Here is a 25,582-nt window from a genome sequence, read left to right on the forward strand (position 1 = left end):
TGACCTTCTCGCCACCCTCACGACGGCCGTGTCGGGTTGCACGGTGCCTAAACCGCAGGCATCCTTAACTATTCGAGCGTGTGGCTGTTCGGTTTCAGGCGTCGCGCGGAGGTCGAAATGGAGACTGGCTCAGAGCGGCCAATAGGGGTATCCCCCTTCCATTCTCGTGGTGCCCTGAAAGGGTTTGTGATCTCTGGCCGTTGGCCGGATTCAACCAAGGAATGGGCCCAGCTGTTGATGGTCGCAGTGCGGGTCGCGTCACTGCCCGGATTGCTTTCCACGACAACGGTGTTCGGCGCCCGCGAGGAACTGCCCGACGAGCCCGAGCCGGGCACGGTTGGCCTGGTGCTGGCCGAGGGCACGGTCTTCGGCGAATCGGCCATCCAGCCAGGCTATTTCGCCACACATCAGCCCCCAGCCCTGCTGATGTTGCACCCGCCCTCGGAAACCACGCCGTCGTTGCCCGAATGCACCGGAGCGGCGTCCGGCTGCGTGCTGCTGCCGGGACTGCCCTACCTGGGCCTCGAACATCGGGCGGCCTGGGTGGAGGCGGAAGCCGACGGCACTATCACCTCCATGGTGAGCCGGGTAGGCGTCGACCCCATCAGTCATCCCGACACCGCGATCCTGGCAATGCTGTTGGCGGCTTGAATCACCGGGATCGAATCGGGGCCCGGACAGGCGGACTCGGCCGCCGTCCTCCAGCGCGCGCCGGCCGGCCCATAAGCCCGCGGACCACCCGCGAGCGCGAGTAGCCGCCAGTGCGTTTCGCACCCGCCGAGTTGCGCGATGGGACGGCCCGGCGGGAGTGTGGTGACGATCACACCGTCAGCGGCGCTCGCGCAAACTCGCCGGCCGCTCCGGGCGGCGACAACATCGCCTGCCACGCCTCCGGGTCGTGCCTGAGGGGCCGGCGACAACAGTCCGCCCGCCGCGCACGCGCCGACCCGCCGGCCCCAGAGGTATCCCCGGCGGTGATTCACTGGACTTCAAGCCCGTTTTGGGTGCGAGTTGCAGACCTTGCAGCAAAGTTCGCCGCCATAATATACAAAAATCCTCGGCTTGCTCGTTGGCTGCGGAGCGACTGCCCAGCACCGTTCCTCGGGGCTTCCCGGCAGTCCCGGTCGGAGCGGTCCGCCACATTCGGCGCGGACCTGGATTCTGCGGATAACCTGTGAGTTTCGCCCGTCCGGTGGACACTTCAGCGAATCGGATGGACGCTCGTGAAGTGTGGAACTGGCCGGCGCCAGCTACGTCCGTACCGGAGCCGATCAGGTTTGCACCTGGTAGCAACGACAATCCGTCGCTAGCATGATCAGCTAATACACCTAGGTAATAGTTAACTTCTACAGCCCAGTGGAGGACATATCGATGAGCACGACGTTTTCTGCCCGCCTGAACCGCCTGTTCGACACGGTGTATCCGCCCGGGCGCGGACCGCACACCTCCGCGGAGGTGATCGCGGCGCTCAAAGCGGAGGGCGTTACGATGTCGGCTCCCTACCTCTCCCAGCTACGTTCCGGCAACCGCACCAATCCGTCGGCGGCCACCATGTCGGCCCTCGCCAATTTCTTCCGGATCAAGCCGGCCTACTTCACCGACGACGAGTACTACGAGAAGCTCGACAGGGAATTGTCGTGGTGGGCCACTATGCGCGACGACGGGGTGCGCCGCATCGCGCTGGCCGCCGCCGAGTTGTCTCCGGAGGCCCGGGAGGAGCTTGTGGAACGCGTGGACGAGCTGCTCCGCGCGGAACACGCGGGCGTCTAGCGCGTCCGCGACGAATTCGGCGGCCCGCCCTGGCGGGCCGCCGTCCTCTCCTCCCGATTAGGGTTGCTTGAATCGCGCACCCGCGAGTTCGATACACATTGAGCCAGCGAGACCACCGGGAGGCGGCCGGGAATGGGCCTGTTCCGCAAGCGAAAGAGTCGCGCGACGCTGCGCGCCGAAGCCCGCGCGATCAAGGCCCGCGCCAAGCTGGAGGCCAGGCTCTCGGCCAAGAATGATGCCCGCCGCATAAAGAGCGAGGCGCGGTCGGCGGAAAAGGCGCTCCGAGCCCAGATCAAGGCCCAGCGCGAAAGCGACCGCAACGCGCTGAAGGTCGCCGAGGCCGAGCTCAAGACCGCGCGCGAGGGGAAGGTGTTCTCGCCCACCCGCATCCGCCGCCTGTTGACGGTGACCCGGTTGCTGGCCCCGATCCTGACCCCGGTCATCTACCGGGCGGCCATCGCCGCCCGCGCGATGGTCGACCAGCGTCGCGCGGACCAGCTCGGCGTCCCGCTGGCGCAGATCGGCCAATTCTCCGGGCATGGCGCCCAGTTGTCGGCCCGGATCGCCGGCGCGGAGAAGTCGCTGCAGATGGTGCAGGACAAGAAGCCCAAGGACGCCGAGACCCGGCAGTTCGTGTCCGCGATCTCCGAGCGGCTCGCCGATCTCTCGGCGGCCGTCACCGCCGCGGAGAACATGCCGGCCGCGCGCCGGCGGGCGGCCCACGCCGCGATCTCATCGCAACTCGACGGCATCGAGGCGGACCTGATGGCCCGGCTCGGCCTGAGCTGACCGCCGTGACCATGGGGCGGCTCCGGCGCGCGCTGACCGCGGTGGCCGTTACGCTCGGGGCCGGCGTGGCCCTGGGTACACCGGCCGCCTGGGCGCATGTGCACGTCAGCAGCGACGACGCGGCGCGCGGTGACCGGTCCCTCGTCACCTTCCAGGTACCCAACGAATCGAACACCGGCGCCAGGACCACGACGCTGACCGTCGCCCTCCCCAACGCGACGTCGGTGAGCGCCGAGTACCTGCCCGGCTGGGCGGTGACGCTGGACCGGGACGCGGCCGCCGGCTTCGTGCGGTCGGTGACCTGGACGACCGCGCCCGACGGCGGCATCGGCCCCGACCAGTTCGGCCTGTTCCGGATCTCGGTGCAGCTGCCCGACGCCGATACGATCAGCTTTCCCACCACGCAGACCTACTCCGACGGGACGGTCGTGAAGTGGGATCAGCCGCCCCTGCCCGGCGGCGCGGAGCCCGAGCACCCCGCGCCCGTGCTGGCGCTCGCCGGCGGCCCGCCGGCGCCGCACCAACACCAGCCACCCGCAGGCCCCGCCCCCGCGTCCGCCGCCCCCAGGCCGGCGGACAACACGGCCCGCCTCCTCGGCGGGGCGGCCCTGGTCGTAGCCGCCGCCGGCGTCTTCTTGGTGCTGATCCGCCGACGCTCGTGAAACGCCTGGCGGTGGCGGCGTGGGTCGGCGCCTTGCTGGCACTCGCCACGCTCAGCGCCCCGTCGGCGTCCGCGCATGCCGCCCGGATCGCCGCCGACCCGGCAGACAACGCGGCGCTCGCCTCCGGCCCGCCCCGGGCGAGCGCGACCTTCAACGAGCGGCTGCAGACCGCCTTCGCGGCCATGACGGTGGTGGGCCCCGACGGCAACGTGTGGTCCACCGGCGAGCCCTCGGTGCAGGGGGCGATCGTGAGCGTCGACCTCCGGCCGCTCGGGCCGGCCGGCACATACACGGTCAACTACCGGGTGACGTCCGCGGACGGCCACGTGGTGTCCGGTTCCTGGTCGTTTCGCCTGACGGTTCCCGGCACCGGCACGCCCGGGCCCGTCGCCGCCGGGACCGACACGGGTGGCCCGCTGCCGGTCTGGCCATTCGTGGTCGTAGCGGTGACACTCGTCGCGACCGGCGCCTTGTGGGCGGCGCGTCGCCGACCCTGACCGCTGGCCGAGGCGCGCAAGCGCCTCCTGGCATGATGGGAGCGAGTTACTTTTCGGTGCGCGACCAGGAAGGCGCAAAGGAGCGGCCGCATGGCAGACCCGCAGGAGCAACCCAACAGCGAACCCGACGGCGCTTCCACCCCACCGGCCCTCCCCCCGGAGGCGCCGCCCGAGAAGAAGCCGCCCGCCAAGGCGGCGAAGAAAGCCCCCGCCAAGGCGCCCGCTAAGAAGGCACCTGCGAAGAAGGCCCCCGTCAAGAAGGCGGTCGCGAAGAAGGCGCCAGCCAAGAAAGCCGCGCCCCCGCCGCCGCCCGCCGAGCAGCCGCTCAGCGTACAGCAGCGGATCGAGACCAACGGCGACCTAGCCGCGGCCGCCAAAGACGCTGCGGCGCAAGCAAAATCGACTGTCGAAGCCGCCAAGAACCCGGTCTCGCCGGAGGTTTCACCATCGGTGCTGGGCCAGTCGCCGCTGCCGCTGATCGTCGCCCTGGGCGTCAGCTTGCTGGCCATCCTGCTGATCCGGCAGTTGCGGCGCCGCTGAGATGACCGTGTCCTTCCGGCCCACCGCCGACCTGGTCGACGAGATCGGCGCCGACGTGCGCAGCTGCGACCTCCAGTTCCGCCAGTTCGGGGGTCGCGCCGAGTTCGCCGGGCCGATCACCACCGTGCGCTGCTTCCAAGACAACGCGCTGCTCAAGTCGGTGCTATCCGAGCCCGGGGCGGGCGGGGTGCTGGTCGTCGACGGCGCGGGCTCTCTGCACACCGCCCTGGTCGGCGACCTGATCGCCGAGTTGGCCCGCTCCAACGGTTGGGCCGGGCTGATCGTCAACGGGGCGGTGCGTGACGCCGCCGCGCTGCGCGGCATCGACATCGGCATAAAGGCGCTGGGCACCAATCCCCGCAAGAGCACCAAGACCGGCGCCGGGGAACGCGGCGTCGAGATCAGCCTTGGCGGGGTGACGTTCGTGCCCGGCGAAACCGCCTTCAGCGATGACGACGGGATCGTCGTCATCGCCCCCTAAGCGCCCCCTAAGCGGGTACCGGTGCGCGTTTCCTGGAGAACTTGAGCCCCTCGTCGTCGACCTTGCCGCGCCGGATGGTGCGCATGTCGAACAGGTAGTTCTGCTTGAGGCGCCACGGCGCGCGCGACCCGGACTTGGGCAAGATGTCCTGGGATCGCTGGAAGTAGCCGGGATTGAAGTCCATGAACGGCAGCTCGTCGACGTCGGCGCCCGGGTGTAGCGGCTCGACGGTGTCGAAGCCCTTGGCGTCCATGTAGTTGAGCAACCGGCAGACGAATTCGGAGACCAAGTCGGCCTTCAGCGTCCACGAGGCATTGGTGTACCCGAAGGTGATGGCGAAGTTCGGCACGCCGGAGAACATCAGGCCCTTGTACGTCATCAGGGACGGCAGGTCGAAGGGCTGGCCGTTGCGCGACGGCGTCACCCCGCCGAGCAACTGCATGTTCAAACCGGTTGCCGTGACGATGATGTCGGCCTGCAGCTCCTCGCCCGAGGCGAGCCGGATCCCGGTCTTGGTAAACCGGTCGATGGTATCGGTGACGACGTCGGCCTTGCCGTGCCGGATGGTCCGGAAGAAGTCACCGTCGGGCGCCAGGCACAGCCGCTGGTCCCACACGTTGTACTTCGGGCCGAAGTGCTTCTCGACGTCGTAGCCCTTCGGTAGGCGGCGCTGCGCCATCGTCATCAACGTCTTGCGCATGTAGGCGGGGCGTTTGCGCGCGAGCTGGTACTGGAACGTGCTGAAGGCGATCGCCTTCCACCGGTTCGCCATGTGCGCCAGGCGGTCGGGCAGCAGCCGGTTGGCCCGTACCGCGAACGGGTCAACGCCCGGCAGTGAGCCGATGTAGGTCGGCGAGCGCTGCAGCATCGTGACGTGGCCGGAGCCCGAATTCACCAGCGCCGGGATCAGCGTGATGGCCGTCGCGCCGGACCCGATGACGACAATTTTCTTCCCCGCGTAGTCGAGGTCCTCCGGCCAGTGTTGCGGGTGCACGATCGTGCCCTCGAAGTCCTCCGCGCCGGCGAACGTGGGCGAGTAGCCCTCGTCGTAGTTGTAATAGCCGGTGCAGGCGAACAGGAACGAGCAGGTGAGCTCGCTGCGCTGGCCGTCGTGTTCCACCGTCAGGGTCCAGCGATTGTCGGCGTCGGACCAGTCGGCGGCCAGCACGCGGTGGCGGTAACGGATGCGGCGCTCGATTCCGTTCTCGACCGCGGCCTCGCGAATGTAGGACTTGATCGAGGGGCCGTCGGCGATCGACGTCGCCGAACGCCACGGCTTGAACCGGAATCCGAGGGTGAACATGTCCGAGTCCGACCTGATGCCCGGGTATTTGAACAGGTCCCACGTGCCGCCGAGGTCATCACGGCGCTCGAGGATTGCGTAGCTCTTGGATGGGCAACGGTCCTGGAGGTGCCACGCGGCGCTAACGCCCGAGATGCCAGCGCCGACGATGACGACGTCGAGGTGTTCAGTCATGTGGTCACGCTATCAACGCTGTGTCGACTCGGTCAACAGGGTGTTGAAAGCTTCGACACCCTGTAAAGTCGCACGGGTGACCTCCGCCGGCCAAGCACGCGCCCTGCGCGGCCGCCGTACCCTGCGCCCCTCCGGAGACGACCGGGAGCAGGCAATCATCGCGACGGCCGAACGGCTGCTGCACGAACGCGCGTTCGCCGAGATCTCCGTCGACGACCTCGCGAGGGGCGCAGGCCTGTCGCGGCCGACGTTCTACTTCTATTTCAAGTCGAAGGAAGCGGTGCTGCTCTCGCTGCTCGAGCCGGTGATCGCGCAGGCCGACGCGGAGTTCGACGGCGCGATCCAACGGCTGCCCGCGGACCCGCGCCGGGTGTGGCGCAACGGCATCAAAGCGTTCTTCACGGCGTTCAGCACGCACCGCAAGCTGGCCCGCGCCGCGACGGAGGCGCTGGCCACCAGCTCGGAGTTGCGGACGGTGTGGTCGGGGTTCATGCAGAAGTGGATCGACCAGACGGCGGCCATGATCACCGCCGAGCGCTCCCGCGGCGCCGCGCCGGAGACCATTCCGGCCGCGGACCTGGCGACGGCACTGAACCAGATGAACGAGCGCACGATGATGGCCGCCCTGTCCGCCGAGGCCCCGGCCGTAGACCCAGAACGGGTGGTCGACACCCTCACCCACATCTGGGTGAGCGGCATTTACGGCCCAAACGAATAGCGGCCGCCCTACCGGTTTTCGCGGTGCTGTGGCATAATCGAACACATGTTCGATCAGGATGGGCCGACGGCTCTGCTGGAGCGCATCGGTGCGGCGGCCCGCGCCGAGAACCGGGCCGCTGCGGCGCAACTGATCGCGATCGGGGAATTGTTCGCCTACCGACTCTCGCGGTCCGCGGAGACCGAGGCCTGGGCAATCGACACCATGGAGGCCGTCGCGGCCGAGGTGGCCGCCGGATTGCGGATCTCCCAGGCGTTGGCCGCCTCGCGGGTGCGCTACGCTCGGACGATGCGCGAGCGCCTGCCACGGGTGGGCGCGATCTTCGCCGCCGGGGACATCGATTTTCGGTTGTTCGCCACCATCGTGTACCGCACCGACCTGATCGATGACGCCGACGTGCTCGCAGCGGTGGATGCCCGGTTGGCCGCGAATGTGACGCGGTGGCCGTCGATGACGCGCTCGCGGCTGGCCGGGCAGGTCGACTTGATCGTCGCGCGCGCCGACGCCGATGCGGTGCGCCGCCATACCCGGTCGCGCACCGACCGGAGCATCGAGATCGACGACACTGAAAGTGGCATGGCGCTCATCCGAGGCAGCCTGCTGGTGCCCGACGCCCGGGCCCTGGACCAGCGTCTGGATGCAGTGGCGGGCACCGTGTGCGCGCGTGATCCGCGCACCCGTGAACAGCGCCGTGCCGACGCCCTGGGCGCGCTGGCCACCGGGGCCGACCGGCTGGGCTGCCGCTGCGGGCGTGGTGACTGCGCCGCAGTCGGGCGCCGCCCGGCGGGGCCGGTGGTGATCCACGTGATCGCCGAGCGGGCCACGCTCGCCGGGGCGGGTGACGCGCCGGGCTCCGAGGTGGGCGCCGACGGGCTGATCAGCCCCGAGCTCGTGGCGGAACTCGCTAAGTCGGCCACACTCGTACCGCTGGCGCATCCGGGTGACGCCCCACCCGAGAGGGGCTACACCCCGTCACGGGCGCTCGCCGACTTCGTACGCTGCCGCGACCTGACATGCCGCTGGCCGGGCTGCGACGTGCCCGCCGGCCGATGCGATGTGGACCACACGGTCCCCTACGCCCAGGGCGGCCCCACCCACGCCGGCAACCTCAAGTGCTATTGCCGCACGCACCATCTCATCAAGACCTTCTGGGGCTGGACCGACCAGCAGCTGGCCGACGGCACCCTGATACTGACCTCCCCGTCGGGCCAGACGTACGTCACCACCCCCGGCAGCGCCCTGCTGTTCCCCAGCCTCTGCCACGCCGTGGGCGGCATGCCGACCCCCGAGGTCTGCCCATCCGAAGCCGACTACTGCGCCGACCGGACCGCGATGATGCCCAAACGCACCCGCACCCGCAGTCAGCACCGCGCACAGCGCGTCACCGCCGAACGGCAACGCAATCGCCAAGCGCGCCTCGCGCTACGCGCCGGGCCCACCCCGCCCGACGGCGACCCACCACCGTTTTAGGCGAGCGGCTTGATCGTGCGGAGTGAGGCATCCATCCTGCACGCGGACCTGGACTCCTTCTACGCCTCGGTCGAACAGCGAGACGACCCGACGCTGCGGGGTCGGCCCGTGATCGTCGGCGGTGGTGTGGTGCTGGCGGCCAGCTACGAGGCCAAGGCCTACGGCGTGCGCACGGCCATGGGCGGCGCGCAAGCCCGCAGGTTGTGCCCGCGGGCCGTCGTGGTGCCGCCCAGGATGGCCGCCTACACGCGCGCCAGCGACGCCGTCTTCGAGGTGTTCCGCGACTGCACGCCGCTCGTCGAGCCGCTATCCGTAGACGAGGCGTTCCTCGACGTCGGCGGCCTCGCACGGGTGTCGGGCACCCCGGTCCAGATCGCCGAGCGGCTGCGCGCAGACGTGCGCGCGCGGGCCGGGCTGCCGATCACCGTGGGGGTGGCCCGGACGAAGTTCCTCGCCAAAGTGGCCAGCCAGGAAGCGAAGCCCGACGGCTTGCTGCTCGTTCCGCCCGACGGCGAGCTGGCCTTCCTGCATCCGTTGCCGGTGTGCCGCCTCTGGGGCGTGGGTGCGGTAACCGCGGACAAGTTGCACGCCCATGGGATCGACACGGTGGCGGCGGTCGCGGAGCTGGGTGAATCGACGCTGGCGTCACTGGTGGGCGCGGCGATGGGCCGCCAGTTGTTCGCACTGTCGCGCAACATCGACCGCCGGCGGGTGACCACCGGCGTGCGTCGACGCTCGATCGGCGCCCAGCGGGCGCTGGGGCGCGCCGGCAATGCGATGTCGGCGCCCGAGATCGACGCCGTGGTCATCAACCTGGTCGACCGCATCACCGGGCGGATGCGCGCCGCCGGTCGCACCGGGCGCACGGTGGTGCTGCGGCTGCGCTTCGACGACTTCGGCCGGGCGACCCGGTCGCATACCCTGCCGTGGGCGACCTCGGCGACCGGGCCCATCCTGGGCGCGGCCCGCCGGCTCGTCGCCGCGGCGGCGCCGTTGATCGCCGAGCGCGGGTTGACGCTGGTCGGGTTTTCGGTCTCGGGGATCGACCGCACCGGCGCGCAGCAGCTGATGCTGCCGTTGCACGGTGAATCACCGGGGGTAGACGCCGCCATCGACAGCGTCCGTCGCCGCTTCGGCAAGCAAGCGCTCACCCGCGGTGTGTTGATCGGTCACGATTTGGGTATAGAGATGCCGACATTACCCGACTGAGGTTCTGCCGTTAATTCGCGAATTCCGTTGCCGTTCATTATCTTTCGATGATATGAGCTTCATTTGAGATGGTCCACGACCTCGGCGAGCACGCGCGTCCACATATAAGCTGGCGAAGACCCCGACCCGGAAAGGGAGCAATTGAACACGACGGTGCCGCCGGACAAAGCGCGCAACAGCGGCCCCCCACGCGAAGGTTTTCTCCTCGGTTACAGCGCCGTGCTCGCGTTATCGGCGGGCTTCGTCAACGCCGTGGCTCTCCTCATCCTGGCGTTGCCGGTCGGAAACCTGACGGCGATCACCACCCAGCTGGGCATGAACACGGCGAACCCGTGGCTCTACGAGGGTCATGTGCTCGCCGCAATTCTGTTGGGCTTCCTAGCGGGAGCGACGATGGCCGGCGCGATTCTCGCACCCACGGAGGCTCTGGCGGGGCCCCGGCAGGCGGTCGTGCTGTTCACCGAGGCGGTGCTGCTCGTCCTCGCCGCCGCCGGCGTGGAAGAAACGTTCGTCAAATCCCAGATCACCTCGCTGGGCGTCGAGGAAACCGCGATCCAGGCGCTGTTCGCCGCCGCGGCGCTCGGCCTGCAGAACGGCCTGACCTCAAGTTTTCATGGGATGTCGATCCGCACCACGCACTTCACGGGCACCGTCACCGACCTCGGCCTGATGCTCGGCCGCAGCCGGCAGGACGGGATCGCGAAGTGGAAGGCCGCGATCCTGGTGACGACGCTGCTGCTGTTCCTCGGTGGCGGCATCGCCGGGATCGCGTTCGGGGTGTGGTTCGGCGGGTACGCCCTGCTCGTTCCCGCCGCAACCTGCGCGGCCGTCGCCGGCGCCAATGTGATCCACGGTCGCGTACGCTGCGACGAGCCGGCCTCGGAGACGGTCGAGACCGTGCGCGTCTGAGGCCTCAGTTGCGCCGGGTCCACTCCAGCAGCTTGTCGGCCGGCCACGTGTTGACGATGCGGTCGACGGGGACGCCGGCGTCGACGGCGCGCTGCGCGCCATAGCCGAGGAAGTCCAGCTGGCCGGGCGCGTGCGCGTCGGTGTCGATGCTGAACACACACCCGATCTCCAGTGCCAGGCTCAGCAGCCGCGATGGTGGGTCGCGGCGCTCGGGACGGGAGTTGATCTCGACCGCGGTGCCGTGCTCGCGGCAGGCCGTGAACAAGGCCTCGGCGTCGAACTGGGACTCGGGCCGGATACCGCGGTTCCCCGAGACGAGCCGCCCCGTGCAGTGGCCGAGCACGTCGGCGTGCGGATCGGACGCGGCGCGGACCATGCGCCGGGTCATCGCCGCGGCATCCATCGACAGCTTCGAATGCACGCTCGCCACGACCACGTCGAGGCGCTCCAGCAGTTCGGGTTCCTGGTCCAGACCGCCGTCTTCGAGGATGTCGACCTCGATCCCGGTGAGGATCCGCATCGGGGCGAACCGCTCGCGCAGCCGGTCGATCACGTCGAGTTGCGCGCGCAGCCGGTCCGGCGACAGGCCGTTGGCGATGGTGAGGCGCGGCGAGTGGTCGGTGAGCGCGCAGTACTCGTGGCCCAGCGCGGCCGCGGTGGCCATCATCTCGTCGATGGGCACCGACCCGTCCGACCAGTTCGAGTGCAGGTGCAGGTCACCCCGCAGGGCGGCGCGGACGTGCCCGCCACCGAGATCCTCGGCCGACGACCTCAGCTCGACCAGCAGGTCGGGTTCCCGACCGGACCACGCCTGGTCGATGACCTTGGCGGTTTTGGGTCCGATGCCCGGCAGCGATTGCCAGCTGTTGGCCTGCCCGTGCCGCTCGCGCTCGGCGTCGCCGAGTCCCTCGATGATGTCGGCGGCGTTGCGGTAGGCCATCACGCGCCGCGCGTCGTGCCGGCTGCGGTCCTTGTAGTAGGCGATCTGCCGCAGCGCTGCCACCGGGTCCATGACTCCAGTGTGCCCGGCGTGACCTTGGTGTCGAGCCCGAGCGCCGGCTGGGTGGAAGTCATCGCCCCTCATCGTTTAGTTGCGCTTCATAAAGATCGGCTAACGTCGGATTCATGCGATTTGCGTTCAAGACGTCACCCCAGAACACCACATGGGCCCAGATGCTGTCCGTCTGGCAGGCAGCCGACGACATCGAGGTCTACGAGTCGGGGTGGACCTTCGACCACTTCTACCCGATCTTCTCCGACACCAGCGGGCCCTGCCTGGAGGGTTGGACGACGCTGACCGCGTTGGCGCAGGCCACTAAGCGGCTGCGGCTGGGCACGCTGGTCACCGGCATCCACTACCGCCATCCTGCCGTGCTGGCCAACATGGCCGCCGCGCTCGACATCATCTCCAACGGGCGGCTCGAGCTGGGGATCGGCGCCGGCTGGAACGAGGAGGAGTCGGGTGCCTACGGCATCGAGCTAGGCAGCATCCGGGAACGGTTCGACCGGTTCGAAGAGGCCTGCGAGGTGTTGACCAGCCTGCTTACCCGGGAGACCACCGACTTCGACGGCAAGTACTACCAGCTCAAGGGGGCCCGCAACGAGCCGAAGGGCGTGCAGCGCCCGCATCCGCCGATCTGCATCGGCGGGAGCGGGGAGAAGCGGACGCTGCCGATCACCGCGCGGTACGCCCAGCACTGGAACTTCGTCGGAGGCCCGCCCGATGTGTTCGCGCGCAAGCGGGACGTGCTGGCCGCGGAGTGCGAGAAGATCGGGCGTGACCCGAAGGAGATCACCCTGTCGGCCCACCTGCGCCTGAACGAGGACCGCAACTACCAGCAGCTGCTCGATGAGGCGGCGGGACTGGCGGCCGAAGGGCTCAACCTGGGCATCGTGTACATCAACCCCCCGCATGACCCCGCGGTCCTGGATCCGCTGGCCGAGGCCATCCGGGATTCCGGGCTGTTGGACCACTGAGCGGGACGCCAATGTGGCCGCCGGCCAACCCCGAGCAAACGCTGGGTGCGGCCGGGCGAGCTGGAGCGGACGCCTAGACCCCGAAAAGCAGCAACTCTTCGGCGGTGACGAGGCGTTCGTGTTTGGCGGGAAATTCGCGACTTTTGACCGGATGGCGGACCCACGACCAGGCCATTCGCCCCACCCGCGATCGATGTAATGGGTTCATATGCACAGTGACCACTCCTGCGACGGTCTGTTGAGCCGGGGCCTCTGTGGCATGAAGCCCACAGCGGTCCATTAGACACCCGCCTTCTGGCAAACTACCGCAGACGCGCCGACGCATTCGCGGCGTGTTTCTGGTGTGACTGGTGGGATTACTGGAGCGGGGCCGCGGTCGGCTTGACCGGCGCCGGAAGCGCCGTGGCGCCCATCAGGTACCGATCCACGGCCGCGGCCGCCGCGCGGCCCTCAGCTATCGCCCAGACGATCAGGGACTGGCCCCGGCCCATGTCTCCCGCAACGAAGACGCCCGGGACCGACGTGTCGAAGTCGCCGCCACGGGAGACGTTGCCGCGCTCGGTCAGCTTCACGTCGAGGTCGGTCAGCAGACCGTCCTTCTCCGGCCCGACGAATCCCATCGCCAGCAGCACGAGGTCGGCCTCGAGCTCGAAGTCCGAGCCCTCGACCTTGATGAACTTGCCGTCCTGCATCGTCACCTCGTGCGCCTTGAGGGCGGTGACGTGGCCGTCCTTGCCCACGAACTCCTCGGTGTTGACCGAGAAGATCCGTTCGCCACCCTCCTCATGGGCGGAGGACACCCGATACATCAGCGGATAGGTCGGCCACGGGGTCGACGGCGCCCGCGACTCCGGTGGCCGCGGCATGATCTCGAACTGGTGTACGGCAACAGCGCCCTGTCGGTGCGCGGTGCCCAGGCAGTCGGCCCCGGTGTCGCCACCGCCGATGATGACGACCTTCTTGCCTTTGGCGGTGATCGGCGGTTCGCCGTCGTCCCCCAGCACGTCGTCGCCCTCCTGCACCCGGTTGCCCCAGGGCAGGTATTCCATCGCCTGATGGATGCCGTCGAGCTCCCGGCCGGGAACGGGCAGGTCCCGCCACGCGGTCGCACCGCCGGCCAGGACCACCGCGTCGAAGTCGGCGCGCAGTTGCTCGGCAGTAATGTCGACGCCGACGTTGACGTTCGCCCGGAATTCGGTGCCCTCGGCGCGCATCTGCTCCAGCCGCCGGTCGAGGACCCGCTTTTCCATCTTGAATTCCGGGATGCCGTAGCGCAGGAGTCCGCCGATGCGATCCGCCCGCTCGAAGACGGTGACGGTGTGCCCGGCACGGGTCAGTTGCTGCGCGGCCGCCAGACCGGCGGGGCCCGAGCCCACCACCGCGACCTTCTTCCCGGTCAGCACGTCCGGAGGCAGCGGGACCACGAAGCCTTCGTCGAAGGCGTGATCGATGATTTCCAGTTCGATCTGCTTGATCGTCACCGGATCCTGGTTGATGCCGAGCACACACGCCGGCTCGCAGGGCGCGGGGCACAACCGGCCGGTGAAGTCCGGAAAGTTGTTGGTGGCGTGTAGCCGCTCGATCGCGTCGTACCATCGGCCCCGACGTACCAGGTCGTTCCACTCCGGGATCAGGTTTCCCAGCGGGCAGCCGTTGTGGCAGAAGGGAATACCGCAGTCCATGCAGCGGGTCGCCTGCTCGCGCAAGGTCTCGTCGTCGAATTCCTCGTAGACCTCGTGCCAGTCGCGCAGCCGCAGCGGGACAGGCCGACGCTGCGGCAATTCCCGGTGCGTGAATTTCAGGAAGCCGGTCGGGTCAGCCATGCGCGGCCGCCATGATCGCCTTGTCGACGTCCACTCCGTCACGTTCCGCCTCGGCGATCGCCTGAAGCACCCGCTTGTAGTCGCGCGGCATCACCTTGGCGAAGTGCCGCCGCTGCCCGTGCCAGTCCGCCAGGATCCGCTGGGCCACCGCGGAATCGGTGGCGTCGACGTGCGCCTGAATCATGCCGCACAGCCATTCTGCGTCGTCTTCATCGAGTGTCTCGAGTTCTACCATTTCGGTGTTGAGGTTCTTCGGGAGTTCGCCGTCGGGGTCGTACACGTAGGCGACGCCGCCCGACATCCCCGCCGCGAAGTTGCGGCCGGTTTGGCCGAGGATGACGACCTTGCCGCCGGTCATGTATTCGCAGCCGTGGTCGCCGACGCCCTCGACCACCGCGTGGGCGCCCGAGTTGCGCACCGCGAACCGCTCGCCCACCACTCCGCGCAGATACAGCTCGCCGCTGGTGGCGCCGAACAGGATCACGTTGCCGCCGATGATGTTGTCCTCGGCGACATAGCCGTCCGGGACGTTGTCCGACGGCCGCACCACGATCCGACCACCGGAGAGGCCCTTGCCGACGTAGTCGTTGGCGTCCCCGTAGACCCGCAGCGTGATGCCCTTGGGCACGAAGGCGCCGAAACTGTTACCCGCCGACCCCTCGAACGTGATGTCGATGGTTCCGTCCGGCAGGCCCTGGCCGCCGTACGCCTTCGTCAGCTCGTGCCCCAGCATGGTGCCCACCGTGCGGTTGACGTTGCTGATCGTGGTCGAGAACCGCACCGGCTTGCCGGAATCCAGCGCCTCGCGGCTCATCACGATCAGCTGCTGATCGAGAGCCTTGTCCAGGCCGTGGTCCTGGCGCGAACTGCAGTACAGGTCCTGGTTCATGAACGCCGACTCCGGCTCGTGCAGCACCGGGGTCAGGTCCAGCTTGTGCGCCTTCCAGTGCGCCCGCGCCAGCGTGGTGTCCAGCGCCCGGACCTGGCCGACGGCCTCGTTGAGGGTGCGGAAACCCAACTGAGCCATGTATTCCCGGACCTCTTCGGCGATGAACACGAAGAAGTTCTCGATGAATTCCGGCTTCCCGGTGAACCGCTCGCGTAGCAGCGGGTTCTGCGTGGCCACCCCGACGGGGCAGGTGTCCAGGTGGCATACCCGCATCATGATGCAGCCGGCCACCACCAGCGGGGCGGTGGCGAAGCCGAACTCCTCGGCGCCCAGCAGCGCGGCGATCATCACGTCGCGGCCCGTCTTGAGCTGGCCGTCCACCTGGACCACGATGCGGTCGCGTAACCCGTTGAGCAGCAACGTTTGTTGGGTCTCGGCCAGACCAAGTTCCCACGGCGCCCCGGCGTGCTTTTGGGACGTCAGCGGGGTGGCGCCGGTGCCGCCGTCGTGTCCGGAGATCAACACCACGTCGGCGTGCGCCTTGGAGACGCCCGCGGCGACCGTGCCGACGCCGTTCTCCGAGACCAGCTTCACGTGCACCCGCGCGGCGGGGTTGGCGTTCTTGAGGTCGTGGATCAGCTGCGCCAGATCCTCGATCGAGTAGATGTCGTGGTGCGGGGGCGGCGAGATGAGGCCGACACCAGGCGTGGAGTGCCGCACAGTGGCGACCCAGGGGTAAACCTTGTGGCCCGGGAGTTGGCCGCCCTCACCGGGTTTGGCGCCCTGCGCCATCTTGATCTGGATGTCGGTGCAGTTCGTGAGGTAGTGCGAGGTCACCCCGAAGCGGGCCGAGGCCACCTGCTTGATCGCGCTGCGGCGCCAGTCCCCGTTGGGATCGCGCTCGAAGCGCTTGACGTCCTCACCGCCCTCGCCGCTGTTGGACCGGCCGCCCAACCGGTTCATCGCGATCGCGAGCGTCTCGTGCGCCTCGGCGGAGATCGAGCCGTAGCTCATCGCCCCCGTGGAGAAACGCTTGACGATCTCGCTCGCCGGCTCGACCTCCTCGATCGGGATGGGCGGGCGCACACCGCCGCGGAACTTGAGCAGGCCGCGCAAGGACGCCATCCGCTCGCTCTGGTCGTCGACCAGGCGGGTGTACTGCTTGAAGATCGTGTACTGGCCCGTGCGCGTGGCGTGCTGGAGCTTGAACACCGTCTCGGGGTTGAACAGGTGGTACTCGCCCTCGCGGCGCCACTGGTAATCGCCGCCGACCTCGAGCTCGCGGTGGGCGCGCTCGTCGCGGCGGTCGAGGTAGGCCAGTCGGTGGCGGGCGGCGACGTCGGTGGCGATGTCCTCGAGCGTGATCCCGCCGATCGGGCAGCTCAGCCCGGTGAAGTACTCGTCGAGCACGTCCTCGGAGATGCCGATGGCCTGGAACAGCTGGGCGCCGGTATAGGAGGCCAGCGTCGAAATGCCCATCTTGGACATCACTTTCAGCACGCCCTTGCCGGCGGCCTTGACATAGTTGTTCAGGGCCGTGTTGCGGTCGAGGCCGTCGAAGAAGCCGCGATCGAGCATGTCCTCGATCGACTCGAACACGAGGTAGGGATTGATCGCCGCGGCGCCGAAGCCGATCAGCGCGGCCATGTGGTGCACCTCGCGGGCGTCGCCGGTCTCCACGACCAGGCCCACCTGGGTGCGGGTGCGGTCGCGCACCAGGTGGTGGTGCACTCCCGAGACGGCGAGCAGCGACGGGATGGGGGCCATCTCCTCGTCGGACTCGCGGTCGGACAGGATGATGATCCTCGCGCCGTCGGCGATCGCGGCCGAAGCCTGAGCGCGCACGTCGTCCAGCGCGGCGGCCAGCCCCGCGCCCCCGTCGGCGACCCGGTACAGGCAACGAATCACCTTGGAGCGCATGCCGTGTGGGCGCCCGTTGACCTCGTCGTCCGGGTTCAGGTTGACCAGCTTGGCGAGGTCGTGGTTGCGCAGGATCGGCTGCGGCAACATGATCTGGTGACACGACTCCGGGTCCGGCGAGAGCAGGTCGCGTTCGCCGCCGGTCGTGCCCTGCAGGCTGGTCACCACCTCTTCGCGGATGGCGTCCAAGGGCGGGTTGGTCACCTGGGCGAACAACTGCTGGAAGTAGTCGTAGAGCATCCGCGGGCGCTCCGACAGCACGGCCACCGGGGTGTCGGTCCCCATCGACCCGATCGGTTCGGCGCCGGTACGCACCATCGGCGCCACCAACAGGTTCAGTTCCTCGTAGGTGTATCCGAATGCCAACTGCCGCTTGACTACTCGCTCATGAGGCATCCGTACATAGTTGCCCTGCGGCAACTTGTCGATCGGCACCAGGCCGTTGTCCAGCCACTCCTGATAGGGATGCTCCGCGGCCAGTTTGGCCTTGATCTCCTCGTCGGAGACGATGCGCCCCTGTTCGGTGTCCACCAGGAACATCCGGCCCGGCTGCAGCCGCATCCGGCGGACCACTTTGTTCGGTTCCAGGTCGAGCACGCCGGCCTCGGAAGCCATCACCACCAGGCCGTCCTCGGTGACCCAGATCCGCGAGGGGCGCAAGCCATTCCGGTCGAGAACCGCGCCGACGATGGTGCCGTCGGTGAACGTGATCGACGCCGGTCCGTCCCACGGCTCCATCACCGACGCGTGGTACTCGTAGAACGCCCGCCGGTCCGGGTCCATCGCGTCGTTGCGTTCCCACGCCTCGGGGATCATCATCAGCACCGCGTGCGCCAGGCTGCGCCCGCCCAGGTGCAGCAGTTCGAGGGCCTCGTCGAAGCGCGCGGTGTCCGAGGCCCCGGGCGTACAGATCGGGAACAACTTCTCCACGTCGGTGCCGAACACGTCGGTCTTGATCAGCGCCTCGCGGGCGCGCATCCAGTTCTCGTTGCCGGTGACGGTGTTGATCTCGCCGTTGTGCGCCACCCGGCGGAACGGGTGGGCGAGGGGCCAGGAGGGGAAGGTGTTTGTGGAGAACCGCGAATGCACGATACCGAGCGCGCTGGTCATCCGATCGTCCTGCAGGTCAAGGTAGAACGCCTTGAGCTGCGGGGTCGTCAGCATGCCCTTGTAGACCATGGTCCGGCCGGAAAGGCTTGGGAAATAGACGGTTTCGCGACCTGGGCCATCCTGGCCGGGACCCTTTGTCCCGAGTTCGTGCTCGGCGCGCTTACGGATCACATAGCAGCGACGCTCCAGTGTCATCCCGGAAGCGCCCGCGAGGAAGACCTGCCGGAAGGTGGGCATCGCGTCCCGGGACAGCGCACCCAGCGACGAGTCGTCGATGGGCACGTTGCGCCAGCCGAGCACCCGCAGGCCCTCGGATTCGACGATCTTCTCCACCGCGGCGCCGGCGGCCACGGCATCCTTGGCCGACTGCGGCAGGAAGGCGATCCCGGTGGCGTACTCGCCCGCGGCGGGCAGCTCGAAATCGACGACCTCGCGAAGGAACGCGTCCGGCACCTGGATCAGGATGCCGGCGCCGTCACCGCTGCGCGGCTCGGCACCCTGGGCGCCCCGGTGCTCCAGATTGAGCAGCGCGGTGATCGCCTTGTCGACGATGTCGCGGCTGCGACGGCCATGCATATCGACGACCATGGCCACACCACACGCGTCGTGCTCGAACGCGGGGTTGTATAACCCGACGCGCTTGGGCGTCATTTGCCACCTGACCCTTCACCAAAAGTTCTCAGCTGCCGTTATGTGCGGCCCGTCGGGGCCGCACCCTGAGGTTGCGGGCTTCAGGCCCCTTCGGTCTTGTCTGTAGGCTGTCCCCCAGGCGGAGAAGATCCGGTTAGAGTTTGGCCCGTTCAGCGTTGAACGGCGGCCTGGAATCTGTCTCGACAAGTCGTAAAACGATATGACACTACCCGCCTGACATGCCAACTTGTGCAAGTCTAGCTCTCAGCGGGACGCCCCGTAAATTTCGTCGTGGCCGGTCGCCTGCAACCGTGTCGACGTGCCGTTTCCCGGATGGTAATCTGCCGGCCGCCACGCGGTTGCGGTGCGCGGGAAAGCTGCCGCCGTCGGCGCCGGACCGCCTCCCACTAGTTCCTTTGGGCGAGGTCGCTGGAAGCCCGACATCGCCGCGTGACCGATACTGGAAACACTGGCCCGCGCCGGGCGTGCGCGGGTTGCACCGTGGGGCTCATCACATGGTGAGCCGCTTCGCGGTCGGGCCGTCGCGCGGGCGCTCGATCGCCGCACCCGAGGAGCCCATGAACGAGCGCGACGAATTCCTGCGGAACCGGGTGCAGTCCAACCAGCCGAGGCCGCCCGCGGACCCGCCCCACCCGTCGCGGCGACCGCCGCCCCTGCATCCGCCGGCCTCACCTGCCCCGCCGCCGCCCATCCCGTCAGCGCCACCCACCACTCCGTCGGCGGCCTCGAAGCCGTCTGCGCCCGCCGACCGTGGATGGCGGCGAATCCTGCGGCTCGCCACCTTCGGGCTGGTGAGCGTCGGCCCGTCGGCGGCGCAACGCGAGCGGGCCGAGTTCGAGGCGACCATCCGCACGCCCCTCCATGGCAACTACAAGGTCGGCGTGTTGGGCAAGGGCGGTGTCGGCAAGACGTCGGTGGCGGCGAGCGTGGGATCGCTGTTTGCGGAATTACGCAAGCAGGACCACGTCGTCGCGATCGACGCCGACACTGCGTTCGGCAGGTTGAGCAGCCGGGTTGACCCGGCTTCGACCGCCTCCTTCTGGGAGCTCACCGCGGACAAGAACCTGCGGTCGTTCGGTGACGTGGTGGGCCGCCTGGGCCGCAACTCAGCCGGCCTCTATGTGCTGGGCGGCGAGCCGGCTTCCGGTCCGCGCCGGGTGCTCGACTCGGCGATCTACCGGGAGGCCGCGCTGCGGCTGGATCGCCACTTCACGATTTCGGTCATCGACTGCGGTTCGACGATGGATGCGGCCGTCACCGAAGAAGTGCTGCGAGATCTGGATGCGCTCATCGTGGTGTCGTCGCCGTGGGCCGACGGCGCATCGGCCGCGGCTAAGACCATGGAGTGGCTGTCCGATCATCAGCTGACCGGCTTGCTGCGGCGCAGCATCGTGGTGCTTAACGATTCCGACGGCCACGCGGACAAGCGCACCCGGTCGCTGCTGGCTCGCGAGTTCATCGAATACGGCCGGCCGGTGGTGCAAGTGCCATTCGACCCCCACCTGCGACCCGGCGGCGTCATCGACGTGCGGCAGGAAATGGCCCCGGCCACGCGACTCAAGTTCCTGCAGATCGCGGCGACGGTGGTCGGCTACTTCTCGGCTCGGCCTGACGAGCCGCGCCGCAAGTTGAAGTAGCCGACGAGCGCAGAGCAACGAGACGCGCGGTCTGCCGAACATCCTCGTGGCTGACGGTGATGGCGGTTGTTCATCGCCATCCCCCGAAGCGGCAGGCAGAAGCGGATCACGCCGACTGGGCGGTTACCCGCTCGCGCACGACCAGACCGTTGCGCTCGGCCAGAGACCGCAACTGCCCCAAAGCGAACGTACGTGGACGACCCGATTCGGGGATTATCACGCCCGCCCACAGTCCTTCAGCACCAGGGGACTCCACAGCTTCTTTCGCGCACAACCAACGCCGTGGGCAGGCCCGGCACAGCACCTTGGCCTCCTCGTCAGGAGTCGTCGTCCAACGATCCGGGTCCTGAGTGCAAACACCCAGCTGCGGGACCTCGTAAGAAGTTGAAGCGGCCATGTCGTACCGAACCTCCGTAAACCGTTGCTGCCTACGCCCTCCGTCACCGAAGGATACGGATACAAACCGTTGCGTTGCAACACTTAGCTCAACACGTCGCGTGGACGTTGGTTGAGGAGCGCGATGGTTGCGCACCCGTCCAAAATATCGGATTAGCTCGCACTTTTACCTGAGAATTAGCAGTGTATTGCCCTGTAGTCCCCTGGATGTGATGCACACAGTTGCACAGGGCTACCTATTTTCGAAGGCTACGGTGGCGTAGGTTACTGTAGCGTATCTACGCTTTGGCCGCTTCGGTAGTGGCCCTGCTCCGTAGGAATAGCGCAGCGAGGCTGAAGCCGTGGTTGCGTAGCGGTGCGCCGAGGCGGCTAGGATGAATGTCCACGGCTAGCGCATCGCACCTGTTTGCAGATTCCTGCGGCCCATCACCGACAGAGCGGCATGTGCTTCCGCGAGGTGAGGCGAAGGCAGTGTTATGGAGGAGCACCCGACGGGTATGTTCGTCGACGAGCCACTCAACTGCTCGATGTCCGCCAGCGACATGAGAATCGTCCGGTTCGGAGATCTACCTGGAGGCAAGCCGTTGACGTTCGAAGTCGCCAAGCCGGCGAGTTCGCTGGATGAGCTTTCGCGGGGCCGAAGCCCCGCCGCAAGACCGTCGTACCGATCCTCTGTCGACACGGATGAGCCCGGAGCTGACTCTGACCCCGGCTTAGCGCGAGCGGGCGCAGCGGCTGCAGCGCGCCGGCGAGAACTCGATATCAGTCAGCGCAGGCTCGCGGCCGAGGGCATCATCAACGCCGGCGCTCTCATTGCTTTCGAAAAGGGACGCAGTTGGCCCCGTGAGCGGACTCGCGCGAAGCTCGAGCAAGTGCTCCAGTGGCCGGCGGGGACCATCGTTAAGATCCGCCGCGGTGAGCCGGTTTCCGGTCGAATGGCACCTCAAGCTGCCCGGCGCACTGAGGACATAGCGGCTGATGGCGCCGAGGCGCTGATCGCGCAGGCGGTTGTCGCCGCGGTTGACAGCTGCCAGTTGGCCATAACCGCGTTGCCGCCCACGAACGCACCCGACTTCATCGAGCGAATGACACCCATACTGGCTGACTTGCGTCAGCTCGAGGCGATTGTCGTCCGGGCGACTCACATCAGTCGCATAACCCCCGAGCTGATAAAAGCGTTGAGCACGGTGCGTCACCACTACGACAATTTGATGACGCTTGGAGCGCTGGCGCCGGGTGCCCCGTTAGCGCAGCGCTTGTATGCAGCCAGGCGACGGGCCAATCTCTCAACCGTGGAAACCGCGCTGGCCGCTGGGGTCACGGAGGAAACAATCGTCCGCGCGGAGGCCGAGGAAGCGGTACCTGTCGAAGCAGCGGATGCGATCGAAACATTGATCGCTCAGATCCACTGAGCGTGACTTCGTATACACCACCACCAGCGCCGACACCACCGCGGCGTCCGGCAGCCCCGACGCCCAACCCGCACCAGTCGAACACCGCCCGTACGAACCCTTGCCGCGACCAGTTCCTGTTTGCGTTCCCAAGCCCGCCGCCAAAGGGTAGCTGAAGAGGCGCGTAGGGTCCCCCACCCATGTCACAAATTGGTGCGTCGGCGCCGATTGCGGGGGGTTACGCTTGATCGGCGGTGAAGCGCGAACTCGCACCCGCCCCTGGGCCACGAAGCACAAGAAGTGATACCCGAAGGGCTTGGAAATGTCGATCTTTACAGACGCCGCGAGGACGCTGGCGGCAATAGCCGGCCTCAGCGGACAAGTCGCCGGCAGCAACTTAAGCGACCGCGGCTACAGCGGCGGTTATAGCCCAGAAACTATTGCGGCCAGCTTAGCCAGTGGCGGGGCCGACTTCGGGATGTTGGCGAAGAAACCGGTCGCAGCCTTGGTGGACCGCGGTGGGAAATATCTGGTTTCACGTGGCCTGTTACCCAGTAAGGCGAGCGCAGGAAGAGCCGTCGGGTCAACGAGCATTATCTCCTGGACGTACACCATTGTGGAAATTTTGGAGTTGACCACCGGATTCGGTCCAGCATATGAGGGCGACGCACTCGAATACGGTTCGGATGGATTACCGGAGCTGTCCCAATTGCTGCACTCGGCGGTCCCGGGCGAGCCCTGGCAAGGTCCGGCTTCGCAGACTTACGCCCAGCTGAATCTGACGCTGCAGCAGCTTGCGGTGACGGTGGCGGACTTGGACACGAAGTTAGCCGATACAGTCAAGGGGCACGCCGACTGGGTCAACCATATGCGGTTGGGCTTCGGGCTGCTGAAAGACCTTCTTTTTACGGCAATGGTCATTGAAATGATGATCGATTTCGTACCGGCTCCGGTCGGCCCCGTCGCGGCGACGGCCTTCGCAATCGCAGTCGCGGACGCTGGGATCGGAGCGGCGACTGGCTTCATCAGCATGCTGATGTATCACTCGTTTGAAGCCAAGGCCGAAGCGGAAGACTTGACGAATCAATACAACAAGTTGCTGCACCAGTCTGACCAGAAGGGGCGGCCCGCTCAAACGACGGCGGCCACATCCGCCGAGTCGACAGTCTCGGACTTTGAGGCCATTTCGAACAGCATGTCCGCCGGTTCAGCCCGGTCGCCGCGGGCGTTCCGCGCACCCGAGGACCCCACCGCCTACCGCACCAATACCGCTGCCGCGGCGACCACGACGACCGCCGCCGGAATACCATCGTTTGCCCTGCCGGCCATCACCATGCCAAGCCTCGCTCAGGTGAGCACGATATCCGGGCAAACCGCCCGCATCTCCGGCCAACTCGCCCAACACATGAACCTGTTCAACCAGGCCATGGGACAAGTCCAACAGATCGCCCAAATGGCCCAACAAAACCAGCCCGCACCACCCCCCGCCCCCGACACCGAGACCGCCACCGACGTCAATGCCAAGACCGGTGACGACACCACCGCGGCGGCCGGCAGCCCCGACGGCCAACGCGCACCGGTCGAACAAACCGCCCCCGATACCCGAACCCTTGCCGCGACCAGCTCCTGATTGCGTTCCCAAGCCCGACGCCAGGGCGGCTGAGGAGGCACGTCGACTCTCCATCTATGTTATAGGTGGTGCGACGCCGCCATTCCCGGCCAGGTTACGCTTGATGAGCAGTGAAGCGCCAACTCGCACCCGCCCCTGGCCACGAAGCGCAGGAGTGATACCCGAAGGGCTCTGAAATGGTCTTTGCAGACGCCGCGAGGACGCTCGCGGCAATCGCCGGCCTCAGCGGACAGTTCGCTGGCGGCTACCTAAAAGACTACAACGGCGGTTATAGCCCAGAAACTATTGCGGGCAGCTCAGCCAGTGGCGGCGCCGACTTAGGAATGTTGACGAAGTGGCCGATCCAATCTTTAGTGGGTCGCGGTGCGCGTTACCTGAATTCACGTGGCGTCATAAAGCTTCCCACCGATAACTTTACGGGAAGATTGTATTCAAAGGGCGTAGAAGACTCTTTGAAATTCACGAGCATTATCTCCTGGACTTACACCGTGGTGGAAATGGTGGAGCTGACCACCGGATTCGGTCCAGCATATGAGGGCGACGCACTCAAATACGGTTCGGATGGCTTTGCGAAGCTGTCCGAAATGCTGCGCTCGGCGGTCCCGGGTGAGCCCTGGCAAGGTTCAGGTTCGGAGGCTTGCGCCCAGCTGAGCGCGACGTTGCAGCAGCTTGCGGTGACGGTGGCGGGGTTGGACATGAAGTTAGCCGATGCGGTCAAGGGTCACGCCGAATTGGTCAACCATATGCGGTTGGGCTTCGGGTTGCTGAAAGACCTCCTTTTTACGGCAATGGTCATCGAGATGATAATTGCTCTCGTACCAGCTCCGGCCGCGGCGAAGGCTTTCGCCATCGCCGTCGCGGTGGCGGGGATCGGAGCGGCCACCGGCTTCATCGCCACGCTGGTGCATTACTCGCTTGAAGCCGGGGCCGACGCGGAAGACTTGATGAATCAATACAACGAGTTGTTGTACCAGATTGGTCAGAAGGGTCAGCTGACCCAAACGTCGGCGGCCACATCCGCCGAGTCGACGGTCTCGGACTTTCAGGCCATTTCGAACAGCATGTCCGCCGGTTCAGCCCCGTCGCCGCGGGCGTTCCGGGCGGCCGAGGCCCCCACCACCCCGCACGCAAATACCGCTGACGCGGCGACCACGACGACCGCCGCCGGAATACCATCGTTTGCCCTGCCGGCCATCACCATGCCAAGCCTCGCTCAGGTAAGCACGATGTCCGGGCAAACCGCCCGCATCTCCGGCCAACTCGCCCAACACGTCAACCTATTCAACCAAGCCATGGGACAAGTCCAACAGATCGCCCAAATGGCCCAACAAAACCAGCCCGCACCACCCCCCGCCCCCGACACCGAGACCGCCACCGACGTCAATGCCAAGACCGGTGACGACACCACCGCGGCGGCCGACGCCCCCGATGGCCAACGCGCACCGGTCGAACAAACCGCCCCCGATACCCGAACCCTTGCCGCAGCCTGCGCCTGATTGCGTTCCCAAGTCCGACGCCAAAGGGCAGCTGGAGAGGCACATTAGCTCCCTGCGCATGTCATAAATTGGTGCGTCGCCGCCGATTGCGGCCGGGTTACGCTTGATGAGGGGTGAAGCGCGACCTCGCACCCGCCCCT

The 25,582-nt window shown here is 67.3% G+C and carries 21 protein-coding genes; 16 read left to right on the forward strand and 5 right to left on the reverse strand.

Annotation, left to right across the window (positions count from 1 at the left end):
- The first annotated feature begins 117 nt into the window (after positions 1-117).
- The 7 genes from SKC42_RS17175 (at position 118) to rraA (ending at position 4,739) form a co-directional block, all read left to right on the forward strand.
- Complete coding sequence (locus tag SKC42_RS17175) at positions 118-651, forward strand: peptidase (RefSeq protein WP_330965534.1); 534 nt, start codon at positions 118-120, stop codon at positions 649-651.
- A gap of 720 nt (positions 652-1,371) precedes the next feature.
- Positions 1,372-1,770, forward strand: coding sequence for a transcriptional regulator (locus SKC42_RS17180; protein ID WP_330965475.1), 399 nt, complete (start codon positions 1,372-1,374; stop codon positions 1,768-1,770).
- Between the two features lie 132 nt (positions 1,771-1,902).
- Positions 1,903-2,559 (forward strand): DUF6474 family protein, encoded by a 657-nt coding sequence (locus tag SKC42_RS17185; RefSeq protein ID WP_330965476.1) that lies wholly within the window; start codon positions 1,903-1,905, stop codon positions 2,557-2,559.
- Between the two features lie 11 nt (positions 2,560-2,570).
- Complete coding sequence (locus SKC42_RS17190; protein ID WP_330965535.1) at positions 2,571-3,221, forward strand: YcnI family copper-binding membrane protein; 651 nt, start codon at positions 2,571-2,573, stop codon at positions 3,219-3,221.
- Entirely contained in the window at positions 3,218-3,718 is a 501-nt protein-coding gene (locus SKC42_RS17195; RefSeq protein WP_330965477.1) for a copper resistance CopC family protein, read from the forward strand. The genes SKC42_RS17190 and SKC42_RS17195 overlap by 4 nt, the downstream gene beginning before the upstream one ends.
- A gap of 90 nt (positions 3,719-3,808) precedes the next feature.
- Complete coding sequence (locus SKC42_RS17200) at positions 3,809-4,258, forward strand: Rv3852 family protein (RefSeq protein ID WP_330965478.1); 450 nt, start codon at positions 3,809-3,811, stop codon at positions 4,256-4,258.
- A gap of 1 nt (position 4,259) precedes the next feature.
- Entirely contained in the window at positions 4,260-4,739 is a 480-nt protein-coding gene (gene rraA, locus SKC42_RS17205; RefSeq protein ID WP_330965479.1) for a ribonuclease E activity regulator RraA, read from the forward strand.
- Positions 4,740-4,746: 7 nt separating this feature from the next.
- On the opposite strand, the gene SKC42_RS17210 is transcribed toward rraA, so the two are convergent.
- Complete coding sequence (locus SKC42_RS17210; protein ID WP_330965480.1) at positions 4,747-6,216, reverse strand: flavin-containing monooxygenase; 1,470 nt, start codon at positions 6,214-6,216, stop codon at positions 4,747-4,749.
- Between the two features lie 76 nt (positions 6,217-6,292).
- Between SKC42_RS17210 and SKC42_RS17215 the strand changes: the two genes are divergently transcribed.
- From SKC42_RS17215 to SKC42_RS17230, 4 genes are all read left to right on the forward strand, one after another.
- Positions 6,293-6,934, forward strand: a complete 642-nt coding sequence (locus SKC42_RS17215; protein WP_330965481.1) for a TetR/AcrR family transcriptional regulator — start codon at positions 6,293-6,295, stop codon at positions 6,932-6,934.
- Positions 6,935-6,979: 45 nt separating this feature from the next.
- Complete coding sequence (locus SKC42_RS17220) at positions 6,980-8,404, forward strand: HNH endonuclease signature motif containing protein (RefSeq protein WP_330965482.1); 1,425 nt, start codon at positions 6,980-6,982, stop codon at positions 8,402-8,404.
- A 9-nt stretch (positions 8,405-8,413) separates the two neighbouring features.
- Positions 8,414-9,613 carry a DNA polymerase IV gene (dinB, locus tag SKC42_RS17225; RefSeq protein ID WP_330965483.1) on the forward strand — a complete coding sequence of 400 codons (1,200 nt, stop codon included), beginning with the start codon at positions 8,414-8,416 and terminating at the stop codon, positions 9,611-9,613.
- 141 nt (positions 9,614-9,754) lie between these two features.
- Positions 9,755-10,522, forward strand: a complete 768-nt coding sequence (locus SKC42_RS17230) for a YoaK family protein (RefSeq protein ID WP_442932176.1) — start codon at positions 9,755-9,757, stop codon at positions 10,520-10,522.
- A gap of 4 nt (positions 10,523-10,526) precedes the next feature.
- Here the strand turns inward: SKC42_RS17230 and SKC42_RS17235 are convergent, their stop codons facing one another.
- Positions 10,527-11,534, reverse strand: coding sequence for a PHP domain-containing protein (locus tag SKC42_RS17235; RefSeq protein ID WP_330965484.1), 1,008 nt, complete (start codon positions 11,532-11,534; stop codon positions 10,527-10,529).
- A 113-nt stretch (positions 11,535-11,647) separates the two neighbouring features.
- On the opposite strand from SKC42_RS17235, the gene SKC42_RS17240 reads away from it, so the two are divergent.
- Positions 11,648-12,499, forward strand: a complete 852-nt coding sequence (locus SKC42_RS17240; RefSeq protein ID WP_330965485.1) for an LLM class F420-dependent oxidoreductase — start codon at positions 11,648-11,650, stop codon at positions 12,497-12,499.
- 356 nt (positions 12,500-12,855) lie between these two features.
- On the opposite strand, the gene SKC42_RS17245 is transcribed toward SKC42_RS17240, so the two are convergent.
- Positions 12,856-14,322 carry a glutamate synthase subunit beta gene (locus SKC42_RS17245; protein WP_330965486.1) on the reverse strand — a complete coding sequence of 489 codons (1,467 nt, stop codon included), beginning with the start codon at positions 14,320-14,322 and terminating at the stop codon, positions 12,856-12,858.
- Positions 14,315-18,892, reverse strand: coding sequence for a glutamate synthase large subunit (gene gltB, locus SKC42_RS17250; RefSeq protein ID WP_330965487.1), 4,578 nt, complete (start codon positions 18,890-18,892; stop codon positions 14,315-14,317). The genes SKC42_RS17245 and gltB overlap by 8 nt, the downstream gene beginning before the upstream one ends.
- A 557-nt stretch (positions 18,893-19,449) precedes the next feature.
- On the opposite strand from gltB, the gene SKC42_RS17255 reads away from it, so the two are divergent.
- A complete protein-coding gene (locus tag SKC42_RS17255) occupies positions 19,450-20,529 on the forward strand; it encodes a MinD/ParA family ATP-binding protein (RefSeq protein ID WP_330965537.1) in 1,080 nt (359 codons plus the stop codon).
- A gap of 106 nt (positions 20,530-20,635) precedes the next feature.
- Here SKC42_RS17255 and SKC42_RS17260 read toward each other — a convergent pair whose 3' ends face one another.
- A complete protein-coding gene (locus tag SKC42_RS17260) occupies positions 20,636-20,926 on the reverse strand; it encodes a WhiB family transcriptional regulator (RefSeq protein ID WP_330965488.1) in 291 nt (96 codons plus the stop codon).
- A gap of 496 nt (positions 20,927-21,422) precedes the next feature.
- Here SKC42_RS17260 and SKC42_RS17265 point away from each other — a divergent pair, with 496 nt between their 5' ends.
- The 3 genes from SKC42_RS17265 to SKC42_RS17275 all read left to right on the forward strand — a co-directional run bounded on the left by SKC42_RS17265 (position 21,423) and on the right by SKC42_RS17275 (position 25,442).
- Positions 21,423-22,337, forward strand: a complete 915-nt coding sequence (locus SKC42_RS17265; RefSeq protein ID WP_330965489.1) for a helix-turn-helix domain-containing protein — start codon at positions 21,423-21,425, stop codon at positions 22,335-22,337.
- 301 nt (positions 22,338-22,638) lie between these two features.
- Positions 22,639-23,946 (forward strand): EspA/EspE family type VII secretion system effector, encoded by a 1,308-nt coding sequence (locus SKC42_RS17270; RefSeq protein ID WP_330965490.1) that lies wholly within the window; start codon positions 22,639-22,641, stop codon positions 23,944-23,946.
- Between the two features lie 176 nt (positions 23,947-24,122).
- A complete protein-coding gene (locus tag SKC42_RS17275; protein WP_330965491.1) occupies positions 24,123-25,442 on the forward strand; it encodes an EspA/EspE family type VII secretion system effector in 1,320 nt (439 codons plus the stop codon).
- The last annotated feature ends 140 nt before the right edge of the window (positions 25,443-25,582 follow it).

Origin of the sequence: Mycobacterium sp. 050134, assembly GCF_036409085.1 — a bacterium.
In the GTDB taxonomy this organism is placed as follows: domain Bacteria; phylum Actinomycetota; class Actinomycetes; order Mycobacteriales; family Mycobacteriaceae; genus Mycobacterium.